Here is a 23,277-nt window from a genome sequence, read left to right on the forward strand (position 1 = left end):
CCGCTCGGGACGGGTCATCGTACCCGTCCCTTTTTTTTGCCCTGTTCACTCGTGAGCGGGGTGGTTTTCGTCGCGATTGGGAAGAATAATCCTACTTGCCAGCGAATGAGGCGTGCTTCCCAGCGTTTTCGCCACGGTAGTGACATTTGGGCTAGCGCTTCATAGCTGCGCAAAAGGTAGATTGCCAGGGGAGGAGCTTGATCGATTTGGTCGAGGGCTTGCAGCGCCAATTCGTAGGCTTGCTGAGTTGCGCTGTTCAGCAACGCGATCCGGGCAGCGAGCACAGTATGCCAAATCTGATCGGCACGGCTAACTCGGTTTGGATCGGTAAACAAATTGCTCGCCGCTTGCCATTCATTGATCGCTGCCGGCAGATTACCGGTAATCAGATAAATCTCGACGGCGCTTAAGCGACCCCAAATTTGCACCTGATGATCACGGCTGCGTTCGCCATAGGCCAAAATCTCGGACGAACCGGCCAGCGCAGCGGCAATCTGACCGGTGCGCACCTGTACTATGCTCAATAAGGCGCGACATTCGACCCAGCGGCGGGTATCGCCGATCTCCTCGGCAATTGTCAAACCAAGTTGCAATGCGGCCTGTGCTCGCTTCCAGTCCCCACGGCCAAGCGCAGCTAACCCGTGGGCTTGCGCGATCCACGCGACGGTAGCCGGATCACCTAACGCTTGGGCGAGCTGCATCGATTTTCGTCGGTACCTACCGGCAAGAACCGGCAAGCGGTTGAGGATGATGCTCATATGCGCATATGCCCGTGCCCGTGCGTGCGCTAAGCCGATGGCATTGGCGAAGGTTAATGCTCGCAAGGTACTATGAACGAGGGTGATCGGATCACGTTGATAGTAGTCAAGCTGGACGAGTAAAGTGGTTGCTCGTGCAATCTCAAGAAGGTGTATGCCGTCTGGTAGCAGTTGCGAACGGATGTCAAACAGACGCAAACTCTGCCGCATAATTTCTGCTAATGCTGGCCAGAGCATTGCTCGTCGTGCCTCCGGTAACGGCAACCCTAGGTGGGTAAATGCGCTCTGTAAACAGCGATAGCTCTCGGCTAGTCGCCCTTGCCCGTAAAACGCTTCCGCAAGCATTCGTTCGCGTCGCCCACGCACTTGCGGTTGCAGATCATTACCGATCTGATTGGCTTGACTGAGCAGTTCGATAGCCCGTGCATAATCACCGGTATAGAGGGCTAATTCACCCGCACGATCAAGATACGGACGAGCACGGATCGGCTCACCGGCTGCTTGCCAGTGATACGCAATCGTTGTCGCTTGGAGCGGATCGTGACCGACGGTTTGCTCAAGATACTCTGCCAAACGTCCATGAAGTTGTCGACGCTGCGCAAAACTCATGAGGTTGTAGATCGCTTCGGCAACCGCTGCCGGACGAAAAGCGTAGAACGGATGAGGTTCAAGGCGTTCGAGCAAAATGAGACCGGACTGTTGTAACTCGAAGAGCTGCCCGATCAGTTGCTGTTCGTTCAGATTGGTCGGGTGAATGGCAGCTAACGTGGTCGTGTCAAATTCAACTCCGATAACACTGGCTGCTTTGAGCGTCAATTGCTGATCGAGTGCTAACTGATCAAACCGGCTGGTAATCAATCCCTGCACAGTTGCCGGCAGGCGTACCATCTGGTTGGCCGTACTGCTCGCACCTGGTACAAATCGGCAGATACCCTGCTGGCGCATGACTAATCCCGCATCACGCAGGGCTTTAGCCAATTCGATACTGAAAAACGGATGGCCTTGCGTCTGGTCGGCAATCATACGCCAGATTGCCTCATCGACATGCTCAACACCAAAGATTTGAGCAAGGAGATCGTGAACCAACGGTGGGCTCAGGCCGCTTAATTTGATATGCTCGATCAATGGGTGATGAATCAGTCGGCGCTGCACTTCCATCTGGTTCAGTGGTGGTCGTCCGGTGGTGACCAGCAAGATGGGGGGACGCCGATCGAGCAATGCGGCCAGCAAAACCCACGTCGCTTCGTCGAGCCACTGAATGTCTTCAATGACAAGGACAAGCGGTACACGAGTGGCAGCACTGATGAGTAGGCTGATCAAACTCTCTCGTAATCGCTCGGCGTGGGCCGGTGCTAAGGTTGTTGGTTGGATTGCCTGGCCGCTTAACGTGGTCGGCCACAATTCGTTGGCAACCTCGTAAACCGTATCCGTCAGATGGGTTAGACGTGGATCACCGAGGAGGCTGGGGAGACAGGTCCGCAGGGTGTTATACGGACTGCGATCGATGGGTCGGGCGATGCCGCTCAATACAACCACATCCTGGCTTTGTGCCTGCACGAGAAATGTCTGTACGAGATGCGATTTGCCGATACCGACTTCACCGGTGATGAGAACACCACCGCCGCGTCCTTGGCGTAAATCTGCGAGTCGGTCCTGGAGAAATGCCAACTCGCTTGCTCGCCCGATCAGCTTGTCGCTACGCCGGCCAATCATCGTGATCTGTTGATGATGACCGTTCGGTGTCGGCGGTAGCGGTTGGAAGACGTTGACCGGATCGGGAATCCCGCGGAGGTGCAATGGCGGCAAAGCGCTAAAACTGATATGTTCACGACACGCAGCGACCGTCTCACCGTCACACAAAATTGGTACGTTGTGCTGACGGGCTGCCTGCATCAGTCGTGCGGCTCGATTGACAACCGTACCCATCATCGTATATTCGCGCCGTTCTTGCCCTCCGACCGAACTGCACAACGCTTGCCCGCTGGTTACACCGATTGCACAGGTGAAGCCCAGATCGGTCAATGTTTGCACAATGTCTTGAGCCGCTAATACACCGCGCAGGGTGTCATCTTCGTGCGCAAACGGTGGTAAGCCGAAAGCCGCCAATAATGTCGGCCCCTTACTATCGGTACCAAGCCGATTGATACTACCTTCGTAGCGGTACAAACAGGTCTGAATGGCCCGAATCACGACTTGTGCTGCCGGGAGGGGAGTCTCGGCGGTGAGGCTACCTAAATGGATAAAGAGAACGGTCACGTACCGTAGCTCGGCGAGCCATGCGCTCTGCCCGGCGTCGATGCGCGTGAGGATCGCTTTGGGAACGTATGCGCGCAGAAGTTCGATCTGTTCCGGTACTATTTCGACCTCGCGTAACGCCTGTAACGGCACATCATCGAGCAGGGCGGTTAGCTTCCGATGTCCATTCGGCAGCGGTACGGTTTCACACCATTGCCGCACGAGTTCCCACGCAGTGTTCGTTAAGGCCACCTCACCCGGTGGTGCTGCTGCTTCCGCTGCTCCCGCTTCTTGAACTGCGTCGCCGGTAATCAGTAATTCCCACCGCCCAAATACTCCACCGAGATGCATGATCGTGACTTCGCCTGCACCAATCCCGACCCGGGCACGCAGTCGGCGGGCTTGCTCATCAATCACTGCCGTGCTCCATACTGCCGGCGCCATCATCATCTGAATTGCCAGTCCACATTGCACGGCACGTCGGGTAAGGATCGTCAACGACTCATCGCCGTACCACAGTGCAATCAGACCATCACCGGAAAATTTGATAACATCGCCGCCATGCGCCGTGACAATCCGCACCAGATGCCCAAAGTAGAGGTCGAGAATTTGCGTCAGTTCTTCTGCACCTGCCGGATTCGTCTGCGTTAAGTGTTCGGTAAGCGCAGTGAAACCCGATAGATCGGCCACCAGAATGGCTGCTGAACATGTTTCTAGCGCCGGTTCGAGCTGCCCATCGACCCCCAGACTTTGCAGCCGGCGTCGAATGAGGCCGGGAAGATAGCAGGCGAGTTCACTGAGGTGAGCAAGCATCATGGCCGATCATCCACACCTTCGCTTACCGCTTCTCAAATAAGTGATCATCGGTGGAGGTCGATCTGGATACATTTTGGGTCGCAAATCATTGTTTGATCTATTTGATTATGGATCAGAGTAGGCTGCAACGCAAGCGAAGATGATCGATTGGTCACAGACCACCTTCGCCGAGGGTGTATTGAGTGATGAACGAATATTGTGGAGCGATGCAGCCCGATCAAGCGGAAGCAGGAACCGCTACAACCGGCTGCGATGCTGTTTCGGTGAGCGAGTAAACCGTAAGCGGGTGCGCCTTTCCCTTCACGTGAAGCTGACGTGAGCGATCGCTGGCAAAGATGGTTTTAACATGCTGATACAGCGGTTCCGAGATCAAGATTTCGCCCTTACCGGCAGCACTCTCGATTCGTTTAGTGGTATTGACTGTGTCGCCTATCACGTCATAGAACTTAATGGTGTCGCTGCCCAACAATCCTTCGACCACTTGACCACAATGTAACCCAATGCCAGCACCTAACTGTTCGGGCGCAAGGAGTGGTGTGATCTGTTGTTGGATCTCGGCAGCAGCCCGTACTGCTTCAAGGGGCTGAGTAAAGATTGCCATCACCTCGTCAGCCGATATTTTCCATTTAACGACCTGATATCGATCTAACACATCTTCAACTGCACAGTAATACTGACTGAGCAGCGTAACTGTTTCTTCCGGTGAATGGGCTTCACTCCATTGCGTAAAGCCACGAATATCGATAAACATAATCGTTCGCTGTTGACGTTGCTGATGCAGCAATTCCGGTTGAGTAAGGGAGGTGTTGAGCAGCTCACGCCCAAGCAGCCACTCCGAAAAGGTCTTTAATTTGGCCGTGGTATCACGGAGTAGACCTAGATAATGTTGGCTCGTTGCATTGGCTAAGCCGATTGCCACACCGAAAAAGAGCAGGGATAATCCGATGAACTGGTGACTGGTATCGGAAAAAAACATGGTGAGGTTTTTCGTCTGATTGGGATTGGCGTGCGTTTCAAAAATATAGTACATCAAAAAGATAATTCCGGTACGGATGATGTTCTCAATAATAATCAGAAAATCTTTGATCAGTTTACGGTTGGTAACCCCTTGAAGTAATTGAGTAAGGCCGATCAAGGCTCCAAACAACGGATAAAATCTATGATTAAGATCATTCCAAAAATTCACGCCTTCGATTGAAAGCTCGATGGTGATGTATAGTGATGGGGCAATGAGATTGCCAATGAAGCGGTAGAAAGGCGATTTGGTGCTATATATCGTCAAGAAATACCCTTGGATCAAACTGCTGAGGAGAAGAATGTACGGATCAAACGAGAGGAAGTAATCACTTTGATAGTCGATAAGCGATTCAAGTAAAATGTTAGCAAGGGCAAAATGAATGGAGTTTCCGAAGAGTTCGAGCATATAATGCGTAATGAATGAGCCATTGAGTCGACGTTCGACCAGATTTGGTACGGTATGCATAGTAGGTTCTCTTGGTGAAACGAAGGATACCGCACAAACAAGTGATGAATCACTCGTTGTTGTCGGTTAAGATAACACAATATTATTGGGTTTTTCTTAAAATATAGTGAGAGTTCGCTTTGATCCTAACCGTATGGCGGCGCCCCCCTCTCTCTTTCACCTGTTTCTCTTAAAATATAGTGAGAGTTCGCTTTGATCAAAGCTTCTCCAATTTGCTCTAGCTCGGCACAATGTCGTTGCCACGAAAATTCGGCAACGACGCGCGCTCGCGCACGTTGCCCCATCGCAAAGGCAGCAGCAGGGTCGGCCAGCACGCGCTCGATGGCGGCGGCCAGATCGGCGATATCGCCTTCCCGGAAGAGTGCCCCTTCCGTCCCTTCCCGGATGATAGTGTTCAGCGGCGGGATCGCCGCCGTGACGACCGGCAGACCGGCGGCCATGTATTCGTAAATCTTCAGTGGCGACCAGAAAAAGCCGGCAGCACGTAAGGCAGGATGTGGTGCGGTATTGAAGGGTGCAACCCCAAGGTGGGCCTGCGCCAATAGTTCCGGCAGCCGTTCGTGTGGCATCGCGCCGGTGAAGGTGAACCGTTGCCGGTATGGTGCGGCCAACGTCTCGGCGGCGGCGCGTTCAGGGCCGTCGCCGATCAGCGTGAAGCGGTAGGCGTGCCCGCGTTCAATCAAGAGCCGCGCCGCGTGCACGAAGTCTTGCACGCCGTGCCACGCCCGAAATGAGCCGATAAACACAATGTTGGGCGGGCCGGGGGGCGGCGCCGCCGGCGGCATGAACATCTCGACGTTTGCGCCCCAGGGCAATTCAACAATCTTTGTCCGTGGAATACTAGCCGGTACCGTTGTGTGCAGCGGCGTCACAATCCGACTCGCCCAACGACACTGCTGTTCTGCCCAGCGTCGAAATGGCCCACCGAGCGCGTCATCGATCCGTCGTTTGAGAATCTCCGGCGGATCAACGATCAAGGCGTTTACTTCCAACAGTGCCGGGATGCCGAGTCGGTGGGCAGCGATGAGGCCGGCGCCGGCAAAGTTGTAGTAGCGCTCCATTATCAGATCGGGCCGGAGTTGCTTTGTGAGCTTGATAATTGCCGCCGTTCCCAGTAGGCTAAGGGCTTTGGGGATGTCTTGATGGTAGAGAGTAAAACCATTCCACGACTGTGCGGTGAGTTGACGCATTGGCCGGAGCCGAACATGACTGAGCGGCAGCTCATGGCTCGCTGCGACCACGTGAACGTCATGACCGCGTTGAGCCAGCCCACGCGCAACTTCCAAGGTGTGGATGCTGCCGCCCAATGTCCCCGGTACCGGAATGCCAGAGGCTAAATAGAGAATGCGCACAGGCTTACAACCGCTCGTAACGCTCAAGATCCATCGTAATGGCAAGGGTGCCCGGTGCAGTGCGCTGCATAATTTCGTGGGCGCGATCTACTTGCGAGTCCTCCACACCAACTAACAGAGTCGTATTCCCACGCCGTAAGAAACCACCGGTCGTCGCCAGTCGGGTTACACGAAAACCGGCAGTGACAAGCGCATCAACACCGGCATCGGCGTGAGAGTCTTCCACCACAAACACAATCAGTTTCATACTGAACCTTTCCCGCTCGACCATCTACTGCTGCCGAGATTATACGGAGACGCTGCCACATCGTCAATTTGTTGTATTGTTGGGCAACAGGCGGTATGCTATGATCGTGGTAGCCGGTTTGCTGTTGCCCGCTGAAAGGAGGTGGTGCTATGCCGGCTCCCGTCGTGTCACAGCGGTTTTTCGATCGTCGCGCCGCCGGACGTGCTCTGGCATGGGCTTTGAGCCACTACGCCGGTCGCCCGCATTTGCAGGTGTTGGCCTTACCACGCGGTGGTGTTCCCGTAGCGTATGAGGTAGCACAAGCGTTGTCTGCACCACTTGATGTGTTGCTGGTGCGCAAGTTGGGGGTGCCCGGTCAAGTAGAATTAGCCATGGGGGCAATTGCCGAGCAAGGTGCGCGCGTCTTGAATCACGATATCATCGCTGAGTTGAACATTCCTCCTCATGTCGTCGAGGAGGTGACAGTCCTCGAACAGGCCGAGATTGAGCGGCGTACTCGTGCGTATCGCGGTTCGAATCCGCCACCTGAGTTGCAGGATAAGACGGTGATTCTGATCGACGACGGTTTGGCGACCGGTGCCACGATGCATGCAGCAGTAAAATGTGTGCGATTACAGCATCCTCGTTGGATCACCGTAGCCGTGCCGGTCGCCAGCAAAGCAGCCGTGCGGATGTTACGCGCGGTGGCCGATGATGTGATCGCGGTGATGGTGGTTGAACCGTTTTATGCTCTGAGTTATTGGTACGAAGACTTTAGCCAAACGAGTGATGATGAGGTGCGACGTTTGTTGCAGGCTAGTCGTTCGCTGAGTACTACATCATCGCCAGAACATGCATGATTACTGTTCAGCTTTTTGGTTCGCCGCTGGTATTGCGTAACCATCAGCCGGTCGTATTGTCACGCCGGCGCAGTCGGGCACTGCTCTACTACCTTGCAGCACATACGCAGCCGGTGCGGCGGGAGCAGGTGTTGATCTTGTTGTGGCCCGACCACGAACGCAGCTCTGCTCAACAACTGCTGCGTTCAACGCTCTACACCGTTCGGCAAGTCCTCGGTGATGCGCTAGTTGCCGATGATGAGCACTTGGCGCTGACGGCAACGGTTGATCTGCGCACGCTGCAAGCCGTACTTGCCGATCCGCACGCAACGGTACAGATGTTAACGTCGGCATTGCCAACACATGCCGTCGAGGTGTTAGCCGGGTTTGATCTGCCCGACAGTGAGCCGTTTCAGTCGTGGCTCACCGGTGTGCGTGAACAAGCGCAGGTGCTGGTTGGGCGTGGTTGGTTACGGCTGGCCCGTTTGTATGAACAGCGCAGCGATTTGGCGGCTGCACTGCATGCGCTTGATGTGGCGTTGAGTATCGATCCACTACAAGAGGATGTGCAGCGTGATGCGATGCGTTTGGCGTATCTGAACGGTGATCGGGTAGGTGCTATCCGTCGGTTTGAGCAGTTTCGCGATCTGCTTGACCAAGAGTTGGGTGTGTCACCGATGCGCGAAACGCAGGCGCTGTACGATGCGATTATTACCGATACTCTTCCCGGTACGTCGGCTCCGGTGCGTTTGAGTGCGGTATCACTGAACGGTGTGCTGCCCTTTATTGGCCGTGATACCGAACTGTCATTGTTACAAACAGAAGCCCAGCCCGGTCGTTTACTGCTGATTGAAGGTGTGCCCGGAATTGGTAAGACGCGACTCGCCGAGGAGTTTCTTGCCCGTTGTGGTGGGCTAGTGCTGAGCGGGAGTGCCCGTGAACTTGAGCAGAATTTACCCTACCATCCTATCCGCACTGCTCTTGCTGCGTTTGTAGCTCGGCCTGAATGGCCTGCGCTGCATAGTCGACTACTGTTGGCGCCGATCTGGTGGCATGAACTAGGGCGGTTGGTGCCCGACCTGGCGCTACCGCCGACTACACCACCCGATGAAGCGCGGTTGTGGGAAGCGATTGCCCGCTTCTTAAACGAGTTGGCCCGCCAGCGGCCGGTGTACCTCCTGATCGATGATCTTCAGTGGGCTGATACAAGTACCTTAGGCTTGCTCGGCTATCTGTTGCGGCGTAGTACCGATGTCGCATTAACGGTTATCGCTACGACTCGCCCTCCCGAACCGCGTAGCACCCTTGCTCATCTCATCCGTGTTTTAATCCGGGAAGAGCGCCTCGTGCGTGTCGTACTTGAACGGCTGGCACCGGCTGCAATTTTGACGATTGCCCGCCAGCTAAGTCCGACCTTTGCCCATCCACTCGCCGATTGGTTAGAGCGTAATGCAGAAGGAAATCCCTACATCGTTTCCGAACTGGTGCGCTACGCGCGTATTGCCGGTTGGCTGACACCTAATGGCATGGTCGATCTAAGTGCATTCTCAGCTCAATCGGTGGTTCCGCAGAGTGTGTATCATCTCATCGAAGCGCGCCTCAGTCGGTTATCAGGTGCGGCCCGGCGCGTGCTCGATGCAGCGGTTGTCGTAGGTCGTGATTTCGCCTTTACTGTTGTCACGAAGGTCGCCGCGCTTTCCGAAGAGGCAACGCTGGACGCACTCGATGAATTGCTGGCCGCTCGTTTGGTGTTGCCGCTTAGCGATGGTCGGTTTCGTTTCGATCATCCTTTGACTATGGAAGTGGTCTATCGGAATCTCGGCGAGCTGCGTCACCGTATGCTCCATCGGCGCGTAGGTGAAGCTTTGGAGGCGTTGTATCGCGATCGGATTGACGAGGTAGCCGGGCAAATTGTGTTTCACTTTACTGAGGGTGGTTGGCCGGAACGGGCGGCCGGCTATGCGTTGCGGGCCGCCGAACGAGCCGCTGCGTTGGCAGCGTGGCCGGAAGCGGCAGAGTTTTATCTCAAAGCTTTAGACGGTGTGCTACCAACTCAACGTTCAACCGTCTTGCGTAAACTCGGCTATGCTCGGCTATACGCCGGTGCAGCGGGGTTGGCTACCGAAGCCTTTCGTGAAGCGATGGGTGTGGCGTTAACCCCGCATGAAGCCGTTGTCGCGCGATTAGCGCTTGCCCACGCCCTGATCCCGCAAGGTCGCTACGCCGATGTGATTACCTTGGTGAGCCAGATCGATCCTGATATCGATCCACGTCAACGGGCAGAAGCTCTTTTTCTCTGGGGGACGGCGCTCTCGTTGGAAGGTGCCGATCTCGGTGCTGCCACCGAACGGTTAATGATGGCCGAAGCCGTGTTACGTGCTTGCCCGACGGCTGAAGCAGCCGCTCTGGCTCAAGTCTCGTTTGAGCTAGGCAATATTGCCGCCCAGCAGGGAGATCTCACTACTGCCATTGCCCGCTACGAGATGGCCCAACAGGTCGCTGACGAAGCCGGTGATAGTGCGCTGACGTGGCGGGTATTGGCTCGCAATAATCAGGCGTATCATCGTCTGCTGCTCGGTGAAATCACGGCTGCCGAGTCCCTGATCACTGCCGCATTAAGCCTGGCTGAAGAAGGTGGTTTGCTTTCGGTTATGCCATACCTGCTCTCGACCGCCGGTGAAGTGGCGTTGGCGCAAGGTGATCTGGAGACGGCTACCGCTCGCTTCCAACAGGGATTGGCACTCGCCACTCAATTCAGCATTCCTGAACGGGTAGCCGGTATCACGGCCAATCTTGGCTTAGTCGCGTTACAACATGGTGATACGACCTGTGCTGTGCATTACCTCTCGACGGCATTAGCCCAAGCCGATACGCTTGGCGCCCGTCATCTGGCTGCCCAGATTCGGGTTTGGCTGGCACCGCTCTTACCACCGACTGAAGCGCGGATACGGCTGGCCGAAGCCCAAGCAATTGCCGAGGCGGGCGGCAGACAACGCCTACTGGCGGCAATTGCCCAAGTTCGAGCGGCGTTATCCAATCAAGCGACTGTTCCGCGTTGATGATACATATGCCGTCGTGCAAAATGCCGTTGCATGTTGACGGAGACATCGTGATCGCTCGCGTAGCGGGTTTGGGTAGGTGTAGATCGGCAGTCGTTCGAGAGTAGTAAACCTGTGGCACTTTGCACCGAATGATAGTGGTGGACAAGGGGCTGCTAGTGGTAAGAATATGGTTCAGCTACAGGTGGGGGATACAATCGGTCATTCCCAGATCGAAGCACTTATTGCTTCCTCGATGATCAGTGATGTCTACCGGGCCATTGATTTGAGGAGCGGCCACCGCTGTGCGGTACGAATCTTTCGCACCTCGTTTGAGCATGTGACTGACTTGCACGTCCTGTTTTACCACGAAGCGCGTATCGCTGCTGCCCTCCACCATCCTCACATTCTCCGTATTAATGAGATCGGCGAATGGCGTGGTCATGGGTACATTATCAGTGAGTATATGGCCGAAGGATCGTTACCGCTATGGTTGCGTCGGACGAGTCCGTCACTCTTAACCCTGTTAGATTTGGCGCGCCAGGCAGCACTTGCGTTAGTGTACGCACACCGGTTCAACGTCGTTCACGGTGATTTACGTCCGGCATCCCTCTTGCTCACGAACGATATTCGGTATCGATCCGGATTACGATTAGTCGTAAGTGGTTTTGCGCTTGGTCGGCTCAGTAGCGAAGTGTTAGCGATTGGCGGCATGACACCGAGTCGTTATCTGGCCCCTGAACGTCGTGAAGGTGCCGCTCCTTCGCCTGCCGCCGATGTGTTTGCCTTTGGGCAAATCCTCAGCGACCTATTCATCGCAACCGTTCCCGATCCTGACATTGCTCAACTATGTGCGGCTTGTACCACGCTCGATCCGGCAGCTCGGCCACCGGCCACCACCATTGCACTTGATCTAGCGCTGCGGATGCACGGTTCAAGGGCATGATAGTTGCGGACCGGCACAAGGTTTCTCAAGCAAGCCTTCTGCAGCCAGTCCGTGTCTGTCGTTAAGAGTGAGAAATCTGCTTGACCTTTTCGGCATCAGCCGCGATACGTGCAGCGACCGCTTCAGTCTGTTTACGCGCCACTTCTGGCATCAGAGTCACACTCTCACGCGCTCGCCAGCAAGCGGCAAAGTGCCCATCACCGTAGTCGATGAAGGGCGGCTCTTCTTCTCTGCATTTCTGGATCGCAATCGGGCAACGAGTATGAAAATGGCATCCTGATGGCGGGTTCAAGGGGCTTGGGACATCACCCTCGAGAATGATCCGGCGTCGTTGCTGCTCAATCTTTGGGTCGGGAATCGGCACCGCCGACAGCAGGGCCTGCGTATACGGGTGAAGTGGCATCGAATAGAGTTTCGACCCCTCGGCCAGTTCAACTACTTTACCGAGATACATGACCGCCACCCGGTCGGAGATATGGTTAACCACACTCAGATCGTGGGCAATAAACAAATACGTCAAACCCAACTTGTCTTGGAGTTCTTCCAGCAAATTGACTACTTGCGCCTGAATCGACACATCGAGCGCCGACACCGGCTCATCACAGACGACAAAATCCGGTTCTACTGCTAAGGCGCGGGCAATCCCGATGCGTTGACGTTGACCGCCGGAAAATTCGTGTGGGTAGCGGTTGGCAAACGCCGGGTTAAGCCCCACTAAATGCAACAGTTCTTCAACCCGCTCGCGTACCGCTCGTCCCTCGCGCAGCTTATGCACCCGGATCGGCTCGGCAATAATGTCGCCAACTGTCATCCGTGGGTTGAGCGAAGCATACGGGTCTTGAAAAATCATCTGCACACGACGGCGCATTTGACGTAATTCATTCCCACGTAGTTTGGTCAGATCAATTCCTTCAAACAGGACCTGCCCACCGGTTGGCCGATAAAGCTGTAAAATCGCGCGCCCCGTTGTACTCTTCCCACAACCCGACTCGCCGACCAGACCGAGCGTTTCGCCGCGCTTAATCGTAAAATTGACCCCATCAACCGCCTTTACCGTACCGACGCGTCGCTGAAAGATAATACCGCGTGTTACCGGGAAGTGCATCCGCAAATCTTTGACTTCAACTAAGGTAGTATCTGAGCGTTGAGTTGCCATGCTACGCCTCGTGTCTTACACTGCTATATCGGAAGTGGTCTGTTGTGGTACCGGAGTTTCAATCGTAATATCGAAGTGGCAAGCGGCTCGGTGATCGGGGCCAACCCGGCGCAACTCTGGCACTCTCGCTAAACATTCTTCGCGAGCATAATCACAGCGGGGGCTAAAGGGGCAAATCGGTGGTAAGTCGATCAGATTTGGCGGCAAGCCGCGAATTGGTGTGAGTCGGCGACCTCGCTCTTCATCAAGCCGCGGGATTGAGCGCAACAGACCGATCGTATACGGCATACGCGGGTTAGCAAAGATCTCGGCCGTTGGTCCCTCTTCGACCACCTTACCGGCGTACATCACCGTCACTCGGTCGGTCATCCCGGCCACGACACCCAAATCGTGGGTAATCAAGATAACCGCAGTTTCCAACTCCTCGCGTAGCCGGTTAATTAATTCAAGAATTTGGGCCTGAATCGTCACGTCGAGCGCCGTCGTCGGCTCATCGGCGATCAGTAATTCAGGGTTGCACGAAAGTGCCATCGCGATCATCACCCGTTGCCGCATCCCGCCCGAAAACTGATGCGGATAGTTGTCAAGACGCTTGCTCGGTGACGGAATCCCGACCATATCAAGCAACTCAATTGCGCGGTCACGGGCTTCTTTTTTGCTCAACTTAAGGTGTAATTCAAGCGACTCGGTAATTTGGCGGCCAATCGTCAATACCGGATTCAGTGACGTCATCGGATCTTGAAAGATCATCGCAATCCGATTACCACGGATACGGCGCATTTCTTCTTCACTGGCCTGTAACAGATCCTCACCATCAAATAAAATTTGACCACTGACGATTTTACCCGGTGGGTTAGGGATGAGCCGCATAATCGAAAGTGACGTCACCGATTTACCGCAACCTGACTCGCCGACGATACCGAGCGTTTCTCCCCGATTAACATAAAAAGAAACACCGTCAACTGCTTTGACGATGCCGTCTTGCGTATGGAAATAGGTGCGTAGATCGCGAACTTCGAGCAATGGGGCCATACGAATCCTCTGTCTCGTTGCCCTCATCATGTGCGGGCATGGTCGTTCCGTTGTTATGTTTACCTTTGATAGTGCGGATATGAGGGATAGTACCACAGAAAACCGGTCGGTGTCAAGAAAGCTCGGAGTACCGCACAATCGTGCGGCGCTCCGATGCGTTCATGGGAATGCGCGCACTCGTTACCAGACCCTGCGACCCGGCACATCGAATGTTGCTGTGTTCAAGATGTCAAGGATCGTTGGGAGGTAGTTGATAATCAGAATAATTGCCGCAACGGTGACCCACACCAACAACCGATCAAGGATTTTGGGTGCGTCTTCAGGGCCAGAGAGCGTCTTGGCGAAGTTGAAATCGGGTGCTTCGGCCAGCTTCTTGCCGCGGGTCAGCGTCATAATCATGTTGAGGTAGTAAAAGATGGCGCTCACGAACATGATTAGACCGCCGATCATGGCAAAGAAGAGGAAGAAGCGCCATTCATCCTGCACATAGGGTGCACCACCGATGTCGGTTCGTCGTGGCATGCCGCGCAAGCCTAGCTCGTGCATGAAGTGCGAGAATAGTCCCATCCCGACAAACCACAGCCATGCTTGGGCTACGCCCAGGCTACGGCTCCACAGTTGCCGTCCGGTGAGGTGGGGCACTAACCAATAGGTAATGCCCATAAAGCTCAGCGCTACTGCCGTACCAACCGTTAGGTGGAAGTGACCCGAAATCCAAGATGTATTGTGTACCACCAGGTTGACGTTGTATGAAGCATTGACCAGCCCACTAATCCCACCGAAGGCAAAGAGCATCATCGCCACGATCTGGGCCGAAATCTCCGGTTTGCCCCACGGCAAGTTAAAGATCCACGCCAACCAGCCCTCACCGCCGTTGCGCCGTCCGGCGTATTCGAGTGATGCCACCACGTTAAAGAAGGTGAGTAAGCTGGGGAAGAAGACACCAAACGTGAAGATAGCATGCACTAGTTTCCACATCTCGGAAATACCCGGATCGGCGACTTGGTGGTGCATGCCAATCGGTAATGACAGGATCAGGAAGAGAATGAACGAAACGCGCGCCATCGGGTCGCTAAACAGCTTCCCACCGGCTTGTTCTGGTACGAGGGTGTACCACGAAATGTACGCCGGTAAGAGCCAAAAGTAGACGATGGGGTGACCGGTAAACCAGAACAGCGTGCGTGCTAGTACCGGATCGGTGCCACCGACCAGTCCGAGCGACCACGGAATGACGAGAAAGATCATCTCACTCGCCACACCGATGGTCGAAATCGTCCACATGAGCATGGTGACGATGGCCATAAACGCGGGGAGTGGTGTGATTTGGTCGGGGTTGTCGGCTTTCCACGCGTTCCGGGTAATAATCATGTTTGCCAACAAGAGCCATGTACCGGCTACTACCAATGTCAACCCGATGTAGAAGAGCGAATCGGCCTTAAGGGGTGGGTAGAAGGTGAACATGACTGTTGCGTTGTTGGTCAGCAGTGGGATGGCCGCCAATACTAACCCACTGCCCATCACCCACAACGTGGCCCACGCTAGTCGGCTGCTGGCTAAGGGCCGACCGAGCGATTTGGCGAAGATATAGGTTAAAAACCCAATAATGTAAAAGGTTGTGAAGACAAGCACGTTTAAGACGCCGTGCACGGTCAGCCCTTGATAATACCCGCCGGGTAGTAGTGGCTTGGCCGGTGTATAGAGATCCAGTCCGTTGTAACGGAGGATCTGCAGTACGCCCATTAAGCCACCGACAGCAAGGGCGGCAAATGCGATGAAAATGTTGATCCCGGCAAGCTTGCGCTCGACACTGAGGTCGGTGCTGATAGCTACCGGTCGGGCGCGTGCAGCAATGCTGGCCATTCTCTCTCTCCTTCTTGCTTCTCTAGGGTAGCGAGGGTGCTACTCTTCCATTGGGGGACACCGGACAGTGTCACGTTAGGCTTTGGTTAGTTCACGATGATCTTGCCCGCCATGACATGGTGTCCGGCGCCGCAGTATTCATGACATAGGAACAAATACTCACCCGGCTTATCGAAAGTGGCCGTTACCCGTGAAATTTGACCGGGAATGACCATGACATTAATCGGTACCCCTTCGATCCTAAAGCCATGGATCACATCCTTGCTGGTCAGAATGAAGGTGACTTTCGCGCCGGCCGGGATCTCGAGAGTGTTAGGCGTGAACATGAAGGTCTGGGCGGTCAAAATTGCTTCATAGCGACCGGGCGCAATCTCGCGTAAACCGGGTTGGCTGAAAGTGGCATCGGTTCCGGCAGCGACGGCACTCACACTCACGCGCCCGGCTGTAGTCGGTACCCGTACCCCGACGGCAAATGCCGTCACCAGAATGGCAACCAACATCGATACAGGAATTGCAACGCTGGGCAGGATCCACGCCACTTCAAAGAGATAGCTAATAAACTTCTTGTCTTTCATGATGCCGGTATCCCTCCGTTAGCTAGCAACGTTAAGTAGACTTGCATCCACAGAATACTGAGTGCAAGCAAGAATCCGAGCGTGATCATGAGCGCACCGCGTGGTGGCTCGTGATCGTCCTCATGGTCGTCATCTGATGGGCGGCGATAGTTTGCCATTCACTCCTCCTTTACTTACTCCGGATAACATACAAACAAATGCGACGCTTCGTACACCAATCGCATGGCACCTTGGCTGCCCATTTCACGTGCGATCAGATCAACATCACGCAGTGCGATGGTGAGCGGTGGACCGTCGGCAGGGTACGAGGTGCGGATGTTACCAATCGGATCGATGAGAAACGTGCGGCGTTCGGCGTAGAGTTTGCCGGTTTCGTCTGGTTCGGTGTAGTACACCCCTAGCCCGCCACCGACGAGCATCTTGATGTCGCGCGGATCACCGGTGACAAAGCGCCAACTCTGTGGATCGACACCTAACTGTCCGGCCAGTGCCGAGAGATCGGCCGGTGTATCGTGGGCCGGGTCGAGGGTAATAGTGAGAAAGATGACTTCACTGCCCAATCGTCCGGCGGTTTGCAAGGCTTGGCGCAATTCGAGGAGCCGTCGGTTTTGCTCGGCACAGTCGTCTCCGCAGCGGCTATACATGAGGCTGATGAAGACCATCCGTCCACGCAGGTCGCTGTCGAGTAGGCGGTTCCCACGCTGATCGGTCAGCGCAAAGGGTGGTAGTGGCTCGCCGCGCGGGAGAACTTTCACCGGACGAGCAATCACAAACCATAGGAAGGCCGCGATCAGGCCACCGATGAGGATGATGCCTAGCCCGAACAACAAGCGGATGATGACCCGTCTGCGTGCTGTTAACTCATCTGTCGTTACAGGGAGTGCTATGTCAAGCCGCATCGTGCGATCCATCTAGCTACAATTGCTTGCAAGGCGAGTATACCGGGCAATAGTTGCTAGTGGAGTAAAGCGGTTATAACAAACAGTTGCAGTCTTACAACTTTTTGCGGTTGTATTCAAGGTGAATACACGCACGATATTCACATAATTCCTGTTAGACAATCATAAAGTAGCTGCACAAAATTGTTAGTCGGTTAGGTCCACATCAACCGCTCATCGTTGCTATCTGGCTCGGTTGTCTGTTCTTTACGCTGCATGAGGGAACTCTTTCCTCATCGGTCGCAACCGATAGCTACAATTGGCATGGCCGGCTGCGTTATCGCGTTCGGTATGCCGTTTTGTTGAGTTGATGAGGTGTTGCTGTATGACGCAAAAGAAGATTGTCGTGATTGGAAGTGGGTTTGGGGGGCTTAGCGCTGCTATTCGGCTTGCAGCACAGGGCCATGCGGTGACGATTCTCGAACAACGTGATCGCCCCGGTGGTCGTGCCTATGTCTATCAAACGAAAGGCTATACCTTTGATAGTGGGCCAACAGTGATTACCGCGCCGTTTATGTTTGATGAACTGTGGCAGTTAGCCGGTAAACGACGCGAAGATTATGTGACGTTCGAGCCATGCCGACCGTATTATCGCCTCTTCAACCATGAGGGTCGCTGCCTTGAATATGGTGATGATGAACAGGCTTTGCTTGAGCAGATCCGTCAGTGGAATCCGGCTGATGTGGAAGGGTATCGCCGCTTTATTGCTAGTACCCGCCCAATCTTTGAAAAGGGTTTTAGCTTGATCGATAAGCCGTTTCTTCACTTTCGCGATATGTTACGGATTACCCCCGACCTGATCCGGCTTAAATCGTATCAAAGTGTGTATCAGTTTGTCTCACAGTTTTTCCAAGATGATTTTCTCCGCCGTTGCTTCTCGTTCCATCCGCTCTTTATCGGGGGGAATCCGTTTGACGCAACGTCGATTTATGCGATGGTGCATTACATTGAGCGGCGGTGGGGTGTCTATCATGCTCGTGGTGGTACCGGTGCTATTGTGAAAGCAATGGTGCAACTCTTTACTGAGTTGGGTGGTTCAATCGAGTTGAACGCTAAGGCAGTAGAGATTGTGATCAACGGTCGCCGTGCTAGCGCCGTGCGTACCCAAGATGGTCGTCTGTTCCCGGCCGATATTGTGGTCTCGAATGCTGATGTGCCACAGACGTATATGACCTTAATCCCACCACGGTATCGCAAAGTGCAGACTGACCGCCGCCTGCGCCGGATGCGCTATAGTATGTCACTCGCCGTAATCTATCTCGGTATTAATCGTCGTTATGATGATGGTCGGTTGGTTCAGCACAATATCATCTTCAGTGAACGGTACAAGGGATTACTCGACGATATCTTCAATCGAAAATGGCTCGCCGACGATTTCTCGCTCTATCTCCACCGTCCATCACATAACGACCCGACGTTAGCTCCTCCTGGCCACGAGGCGCTCTACGTCCTAACACCGGTGCCTAATCTGGCGGCGAACATCGACTGGGCGACGGCTGGGCCGCGCCTGCGCGAGGCTATTCTTACCTTCCTCGAAGAACATTACATGCCCGATCTGCGGCGTCATATCGTGGTTGAACATATGGTCGATCCGCGCTACTACCGTGATGCCCTCAATAGCTACCTCGGCGCCGGCTTTTCGATCCAACCGCTCTTGACCCAATCGGCGTGGTTCCGTCCGCATAACCGCTCTGAAGATATCGATAACCTGTATCTGGTAGGAGCAGGTACGCATCCCGGCGCCGGCTTACCCGGTGTGATTGCCTCAGGGGCGATTGTTGCTAATTTGGTCGCTCAAGAGGCCTGATAACCGCCGTTGATGCAAGAGTGGGTCATAGCCCACTCTTGCGGTGTTCCTGCTCGCATTGTTCACGGTACGCTTGGTGTTCTTGTGAACACTTGTTCTTAATTTGTCGTTCTCGTGGTGTAACGGTTTATCAAGAGCGTGAGAACGATGTACAGGGCTGCCCCACCGATCCCGGTTAGGGTCAAGCCGATCAGTAGTCCCGGTACATCATTTGGCCAGCGATAGCTGGCTGTTGGTGTGCCGCCAGGGATCAGATCGCGTGCATACCACCATAACCCGCCAACGAGGAGGCTGACAGATAAGGCACTTATGAATTGTTGCCAAACTCTCGGTGTACTCCAGATACCCGGTAGCGTGCGTGCGAGGGCAATTGCCAGTAACACTGTTTCGAGGGTGTTAGCAATACTGAAGGCAATTGCCAGCCCTCCTATATCAGCTCCTGCGAACAGCAATACGGTACCGAGGGTGATGTTGAGCGTCACCTGTCCGAAACCGATCAGTACCGGTGGCCAGGTGTGTTGCATTGCATAAAAAGTACGGATCATGATTTCTGATGCAGCGAAAGCCGGTAACGCGAAGGCGTAGCCGGTGAGTGCCGCAGCAGTGTACGAGAGCGAGAGTGTATCAAAAGCGCCCCGTTCAAATACGACGCGCGCTAGCGCTGGGCCTAAGGTCAGTAAGGCGGCGGTTGCCGGTAGCGTTAGCCAGAGAATGCGACTCAGCGTTGTGCGCACATCATCAATCAGGTCACGAAATTGTTGTTCGGCGACGAGTCGGGCGAGCCGTGGGAAAGCTACGGTGCTTAAACTAAGCGCAAAGACGCCGTATGGTAACAGCATCAATTGATAGGCCCAACGTAATCCGGCTAGTTTGGCATCACCGTCGGGCAGACGGGCAGCTAACGCTAACGTTGCAACAATACTCAGATGGGCCGCCGCTTGCCCAATCACGCGCGGACCCATCGCTTGCGCCACTTTCCTGAGTTCTGCCATATTGCGACCCAACTGTGGTCGCAGTTGCATACCTAGCTCGAATAGTGCCGGTAACTGGATCAGCAAGTAACATAGCGCACCAATGATGACCCCCCATGCCATCCCCCAAATGCCAACCCATGGCGCCAATAATGCTCCGCCGGTAATCCCCAGATTGTAAATGCTTGGGGCAAGTGCTGGCATCGTAAATCGGTCACGGGCATTCAGCGCCGCCATCGCTAGTCCGCCAAGGCCGAGCAAGAGTGGTGAGAGGAGAAATAGGCGGGTCATAGCGACAATGAGGTCGAGGGTTGTGTTCGTGAAGCCTTGTCCGCCGTAGAGCAGCGGGACAAGCCACGGTGCTGCGACAAACAAAACAGTGCTGGCTACTAACAAAACTATCAATGCCCACGTCACTACAGCACTGACCAGCTCCCATGCGCGTTCTGGCCGCTCACGTTCCCACAGTTCAATGAATACCGGAATAAAGCTGCTACCAAGCGCCCCACCAATAATCACGAGGTACAGCAAGTCGACGGTGCTAATCGCTGCCCCATAAGCGGCCATTTCGGCGGAAGTACCGAAATAGTATGAAGCGACCATGTCGCGGATCAAACCGGTTATCCGGCTCAACATAAAGCCGCCCATCACAATCAAGCTGTTACGTTGCGTGCGGAGACGGCGGTGGACGGTCCTTAGTTGCACAGTCGGCGTTCCTATGCTATACTTCAGAACTAGCGCGGCGAGCAAGCGCTCGCCGCTTCACTTGTCATCAGTAACGCACCAATTATATCCGAGGAGTTTAACCTTGGCGAACACAAAATCGGCAAAAAAGCGCATTCGGAGCGACGCACGTAAGCGTCTGCGCAATCAGTCGTATCGTTCGCGTGTAAAGACGATGATTAAGAAGGCCGAACTCGCGTTGGCGAGCGGTGTTGTTGATGAAGCTGCTTTGCGCACTGCCTATAGCACGCTCGATAAGGCCGCTGTAAAGGGGATTATCCACAAAAATAACGCCGCTCGTCGTAAGTCGCGCTTAGCCCAAAAGGCCAAAAAAGTTGCCTTGGCCGCTCAAGCCGGTTCGGCAGCATAACCTTCCCCTCTTATTCCGGTCGGGCCGCACAGGGTGCGGCCCACGTACTATCGACGTCGTACCGTCGTCGATGATGATTGACAAATCTCCACTACAAACAATTCAAGTGCCGTCTCTGCTTGCATCTTACCGGTCTTAATTGCATGGTCGAGTTCAAGCAGACGGTCATGCGCAGTTACCAGTTCCGCCGCAGTAAAATGACGGGCCTGTTCTGCTGCTTTCCGTGCGACAAACGGTTTTAATCCTAGCTCGCCGGCAATATCGTCGGCCCGATGACGTTGGCCGAGGAGCTGCTTAACGTGCAACAGAATCCGAATCTGTCGTGCCAGCATAAACAACACGTAGTGTGGAGCTTCACCATCCTCGATAAGTGCGCGTGCGCCGCGCAAGGCTGCCCTTAAGCGTTTTCCACTCAGATCATCGATAAACGCAAACAGATTTTGCTCTTGCTGATCGGTAACCAGTCGGTCAACTGCTGCTTGATCGATCTTGCCACCCCTCCCAACATAACTGGCTAATTTCGCCAGCTCATTCACTAAGGTACGACTATCATTACCGGCTAAATCGACCAGTCGCTGCGCTGCTGTCGGTTCAATCGTCACCGACAGCAAACGAGCGCGCTGACCAATCCAGTGCAACAGTTCCGAACCGCTGAGCAGTGGAAATTCGCGCACCACACCATGTTTGCTCAGATAGGTGAAGAGAAGGTGTCGTCGGTCAATATCTTCCTGTTCGACAAACACCAAATCACACGTCGGCGGTACCCGTGCGCAATAGTCACGTAGTTCCTCACGTGCTTTGCCTGCCTTACTGTGTTTGAGGGCATCGTAAACAATCACCAGTCTCCGGTCGGTCAAAAACGGGTGCGCTTCGCAGGCCGCAACGAGTTGTTCAATCGTCAGTTTCCGCCCGTCAAGCACACTTACATTCAGATCGGCAACGTCAGCCGGCAGATGCGACCGTAATTCAGCCAGCGCTTCGCTACGCGCCAATTCATTTGCTCCGTAGAAGAGGTAAATCATCGCTCTGGCTCATTATCAAGGGCACGGGCAATCGCACCGATTAATCGTGCCGCCCGTTCGGCTAACGACGGATCGTACTCATACCTGCTATCGGCGATAGCGCGGATGCTCAACGTGCGAAAATGTCGTTGCCGAAACGGTGCGAGTAGCTCGTCACGGACTGCCAATGTGCGTGGTTCGAGATCGATCACCGGATCGGTCTGATCCGCCATCATCGCCAGTTGATACAAAAACTGATCAGCCCGTTCGTGCCGCAATACACCGTCACGGCTGATAATTGCCAATTGACCACATGCTAACGGTCCTAAGCCGATCACGAACGTATTCCGCGGATCGAACGGGTAACGGGTAAGTAACGTCTTGATACCGTGTTGGTCACAATAGGCAGCACCGATAGTCACCGCCCACACTTCCACGTGACGTAACCCGTGAAGATGATGACCGGCAATCAATAGCGCCGCCAGCGCCGCGATCCCACCATCAGGCTCCATTAGCTCTATTGGTCGATAAGTAGCCCAAAGCCAACCTATGGCACCGAGTAGCGCAACAATCAGCAACGACCACTGCCAGATCGTCCAAGCCGCAGTAGTCGCGCTGACGAGCGGTAAGCTGGTGAATACCAGCCGTATTAACAAACCTTCTGTCGTTGGTGCGATCAAGTGAGATATGCCGCGCCATGCTGGGGGTGTGTCGAGCGGTGCAACGATAACTAAACGCCAGCGTGGTTGACTCGGCTTATCGATGTCAGTAACAGCGATGGGTAGGGCTGCAATAATATTCTGACTCATGCGCTGTCGGCGCAACACCGGTAGTGGGGTAGCCAAAGCATCGGCACACAAGACTGCCACCAGCCAAAGGACGAGCACAATACCTGCCACCGGAAGCCAACCACTTAACACCGTAACGGCGATCAACCATACAGCTACCGGTCTAAAACGCACCCCTGGGTGATCAACTGCCGGGAGTGAACGCGTGTCCACGCTGAAGCCCGCCTGTCGCAGGCGGGCATTAATCTGAGCTGCTGCCACTGCTTCTGCTGTAGAAGTGGCACGGCGCGGACCAAGCTGTTCGGCTAGCCCGGCCAATATTCCAACAGGATTAAAAGGTTGCACCGGCATTGATCTGTGCTT

General features: G+C 54.6%; 18 protein-coding genes. 5 read left to right on the plus strand and 13 right to left on the minus strand.

What is annotated here, in order from left to right:
* Positions 1 to 14 precede the first annotated feature (14 nt).
* The 4 genes from AC01ZF_RS06005 to AC01ZF_RS06020 form a co-directional block, all read right to left on the minus strand.
* The gene (locus AC01ZF_RS06005; RefSeq protein WP_476575206.1) at positions 15 to 3,809 is read right to left on the minus strand and encodes an AAA family ATPase; all 3,795 of its coding nucleotides are present in this window, start codon (positions 3,807 to 3,809) and stop codon (positions 15 to 17) included.
* A 217-nt stretch (positions 3,810 to 4,026) separates the two neighbouring features.
* A complete protein-coding gene (locus AC01ZF_RS06010; protein WP_428132063.1) occupies positions 4,027 to 5,232 on the minus strand; it encodes an adenylate/guanylate cyclase domain-containing protein in 1,206 nt (401 codons plus the stop codon).
* Positions 5,233 to 5,417: 185 nt separating this feature from the next.
* Positions 5,418 to 6,644: a glycosyltransferase family 4 protein gene (locus AC01ZF_RS06015; protein ID WP_424676946.1), complete on the minus strand. Its 1,227-nt coding sequence runs from the start codon at positions 6,642 to 6,644 to the stop codon at positions 5,418 to 5,420.
* 4 nt (positions 6,645 to 6,648) lie between these two features.
* A complete protein-coding gene (locus AC01ZF_RS06020) occupies positions 6,649 to 6,891 on the minus strand; it encodes a cyclic-di-AMP receptor (RefSeq protein ID WP_424676945.1) in 243 nt (80 codons plus the stop codon).
* 149 nt (positions 6,892 to 7,040) lie between these two features.
* Here AC01ZF_RS06020 and AC01ZF_RS06025 point away from each other — a divergent pair, with 149 nt between their 5' ends.
* The 3 genes from AC01ZF_RS06025 (at position 7,041) to AC01ZF_RS06035 (ending at position 11,693) form a co-directional block, all read left to right on the plus strand.
* Entirely contained in the window at positions 7,041 to 7,730 is a 690-nt protein-coding gene (locus AC01ZF_RS06025; protein WP_424676944.1) for a phosphoribosyltransferase, read from the plus strand.
* Positions 7,727 to 10,768, plus strand: coding sequence for an ATP-binding protein (locus AC01ZF_RS06030; protein ID WP_424676943.1), 3,042 nt, complete (start codon positions 7,727 to 7,729; stop codon positions 10,766 to 10,768). The genes AC01ZF_RS06025 and AC01ZF_RS06030 overlap by 4 nt, the downstream gene beginning before the upstream one ends.
* A gap of 169 nt (positions 10,769 to 10,937) precedes the next feature.
* Positions 10,938 to 11,693, plus strand: coding sequence for a protein kinase (locus AC01ZF_RS06035; protein ID WP_424676942.1), 756 nt, complete (start codon positions 10,938 to 10,940; stop codon positions 11,691 to 11,693).
* A 61-nt stretch (positions 11,694 to 11,754) separates the two neighbouring features.
* Here the strand turns inward: AC01ZF_RS06035 and AC01ZF_RS06040 are convergent, their stop codons facing one another.
* The 6 genes from AC01ZF_RS06040 to AC01ZF_RS06065 form a co-directional block, all read right to left on the minus strand.
* Positions 11,755 to 12,849, minus strand: coding sequence for an ABC transporter ATP-binding protein (locus AC01ZF_RS06040; protein WP_424676941.1), 1,095 nt, complete (start codon positions 12,847 to 12,849; stop codon positions 11,755 to 11,757).
* Between the two features lie 15 nt (positions 12,850 to 12,864).
* A complete protein-coding gene (locus tag AC01ZF_RS06045; RefSeq protein WP_424676940.1) occupies positions 12,865 to 13,881 on the minus strand; it encodes an ABC transporter ATP-binding protein in 1,017 nt (338 codons plus the stop codon).
* Positions 13,882 to 14,061: 180 nt separating this feature from the next.
* Positions 14,062 to 15,741, minus strand: coding sequence for a b(o/a)3-type cytochrome-c oxidase subunit 1 (locus AC01ZF_RS06050; RefSeq protein ID WP_424676939.1), 1,680 nt, complete (start codon positions 15,739 to 15,741; stop codon positions 14,062 to 14,064).
* 86 nt (positions 15,742 to 15,827) lie between these two features.
* Positions 15,828 to 16,316: a cytochrome c oxidase subunit II gene (locus tag AC01ZF_RS06055; protein ID WP_424676938.1), complete on the minus strand. Its 489-nt coding sequence runs from the start codon at positions 16,314 to 16,316 to the stop codon at positions 15,828 to 15,830.
* Positions 16,313 to 16,474, minus strand: a complete 162-nt coding sequence (locus AC01ZF_RS06060) for a hypothetical protein (protein ID WP_424676937.1) — start codon at positions 16,472 to 16,474, stop codon at positions 16,313 to 16,315. The genes AC01ZF_RS06055 and AC01ZF_RS06060 overlap by 4 nt, the downstream gene beginning before the upstream one ends.
* A 15-nt stretch (positions 16,475 to 16,489) precedes the next feature.
* A complete protein-coding gene (locus tag AC01ZF_RS06065; protein WP_424676936.1) occupies positions 16,490 to 17,227 on the minus strand; it encodes an SCO family protein in 738 nt (245 codons plus the stop codon).
* Between the two features lie 352 nt (positions 17,228 to 17,579).
* Between AC01ZF_RS06065 and AC01ZF_RS06070 the strand changes: the two genes are divergently transcribed.
* On the plus strand, positions 17,580 to 19,061 hold the full coding sequence (locus tag AC01ZF_RS06070; RefSeq protein ID WP_428111490.1) for a phytoene desaturase: 1,482 nt from the start codon (positions 17,580 to 17,582) through the stop codon (positions 19,059 to 19,061).
* A 98-nt stretch (positions 19,062 to 19,159) separates the two neighbouring features.
* On the opposite strand, the gene murJ is transcribed toward AC01ZF_RS06070, so the two are convergent.
* Complete coding sequence (gene murJ, locus AC01ZF_RS06075) at positions 19,160 to 20,737, minus strand: murein biosynthesis integral membrane protein MurJ (RefSeq protein ID WP_428132056.1); 1,578 nt, start codon at positions 20,735 to 20,737, stop codon at positions 19,160 to 19,162.
* A gap of 103 nt (positions 20,738 to 20,840) precedes the next feature.
* Here murJ and rpsT point away from each other — a divergent pair, with 103 nt between their 5' ends.
* Positions 20,841 to 21,125, plus strand: coding sequence for a 30S ribosomal protein S20 (gene rpsT / locus AC01ZF_RS06080; RefSeq protein WP_424675932.1), 285 nt, complete (start codon positions 20,841 to 20,843; stop codon positions 21,123 to 21,125).
* 47 nt (positions 21,126 to 21,172) lie between these two features.
* On the opposite strand, the gene holA is transcribed toward rpsT, so the two are convergent.
* Positions 21,173 to 22,147 (minus strand): DNA polymerase III subunit delta, encoded by a 975-nt coding sequence (gene holA / locus AC01ZF_RS06085; protein ID WP_428111487.1) that lies wholly within the window; start codon positions 22,145 to 22,147, stop codon positions 21,173 to 21,175.
* Positions 22,144 to 23,265 carry a hypothetical protein gene (locus AC01ZF_RS06090; RefSeq protein WP_428111485.1) on the minus strand — a complete coding sequence of 374 codons (1,122 nt, stop codon included), beginning with the start codon at positions 23,263 to 23,265 and terminating at the stop codon, positions 22,144 to 22,146. The genes holA and AC01ZF_RS06090 overlap by 4 nt, the downstream gene beginning before the upstream one ends.
* Between the last annotated feature and the right edge of the window lie 12 nt (positions 23,266 to 23,277).

The sequence above is a fragment of the Chloroflexus sp. genome, assembly GCF_056331925.1.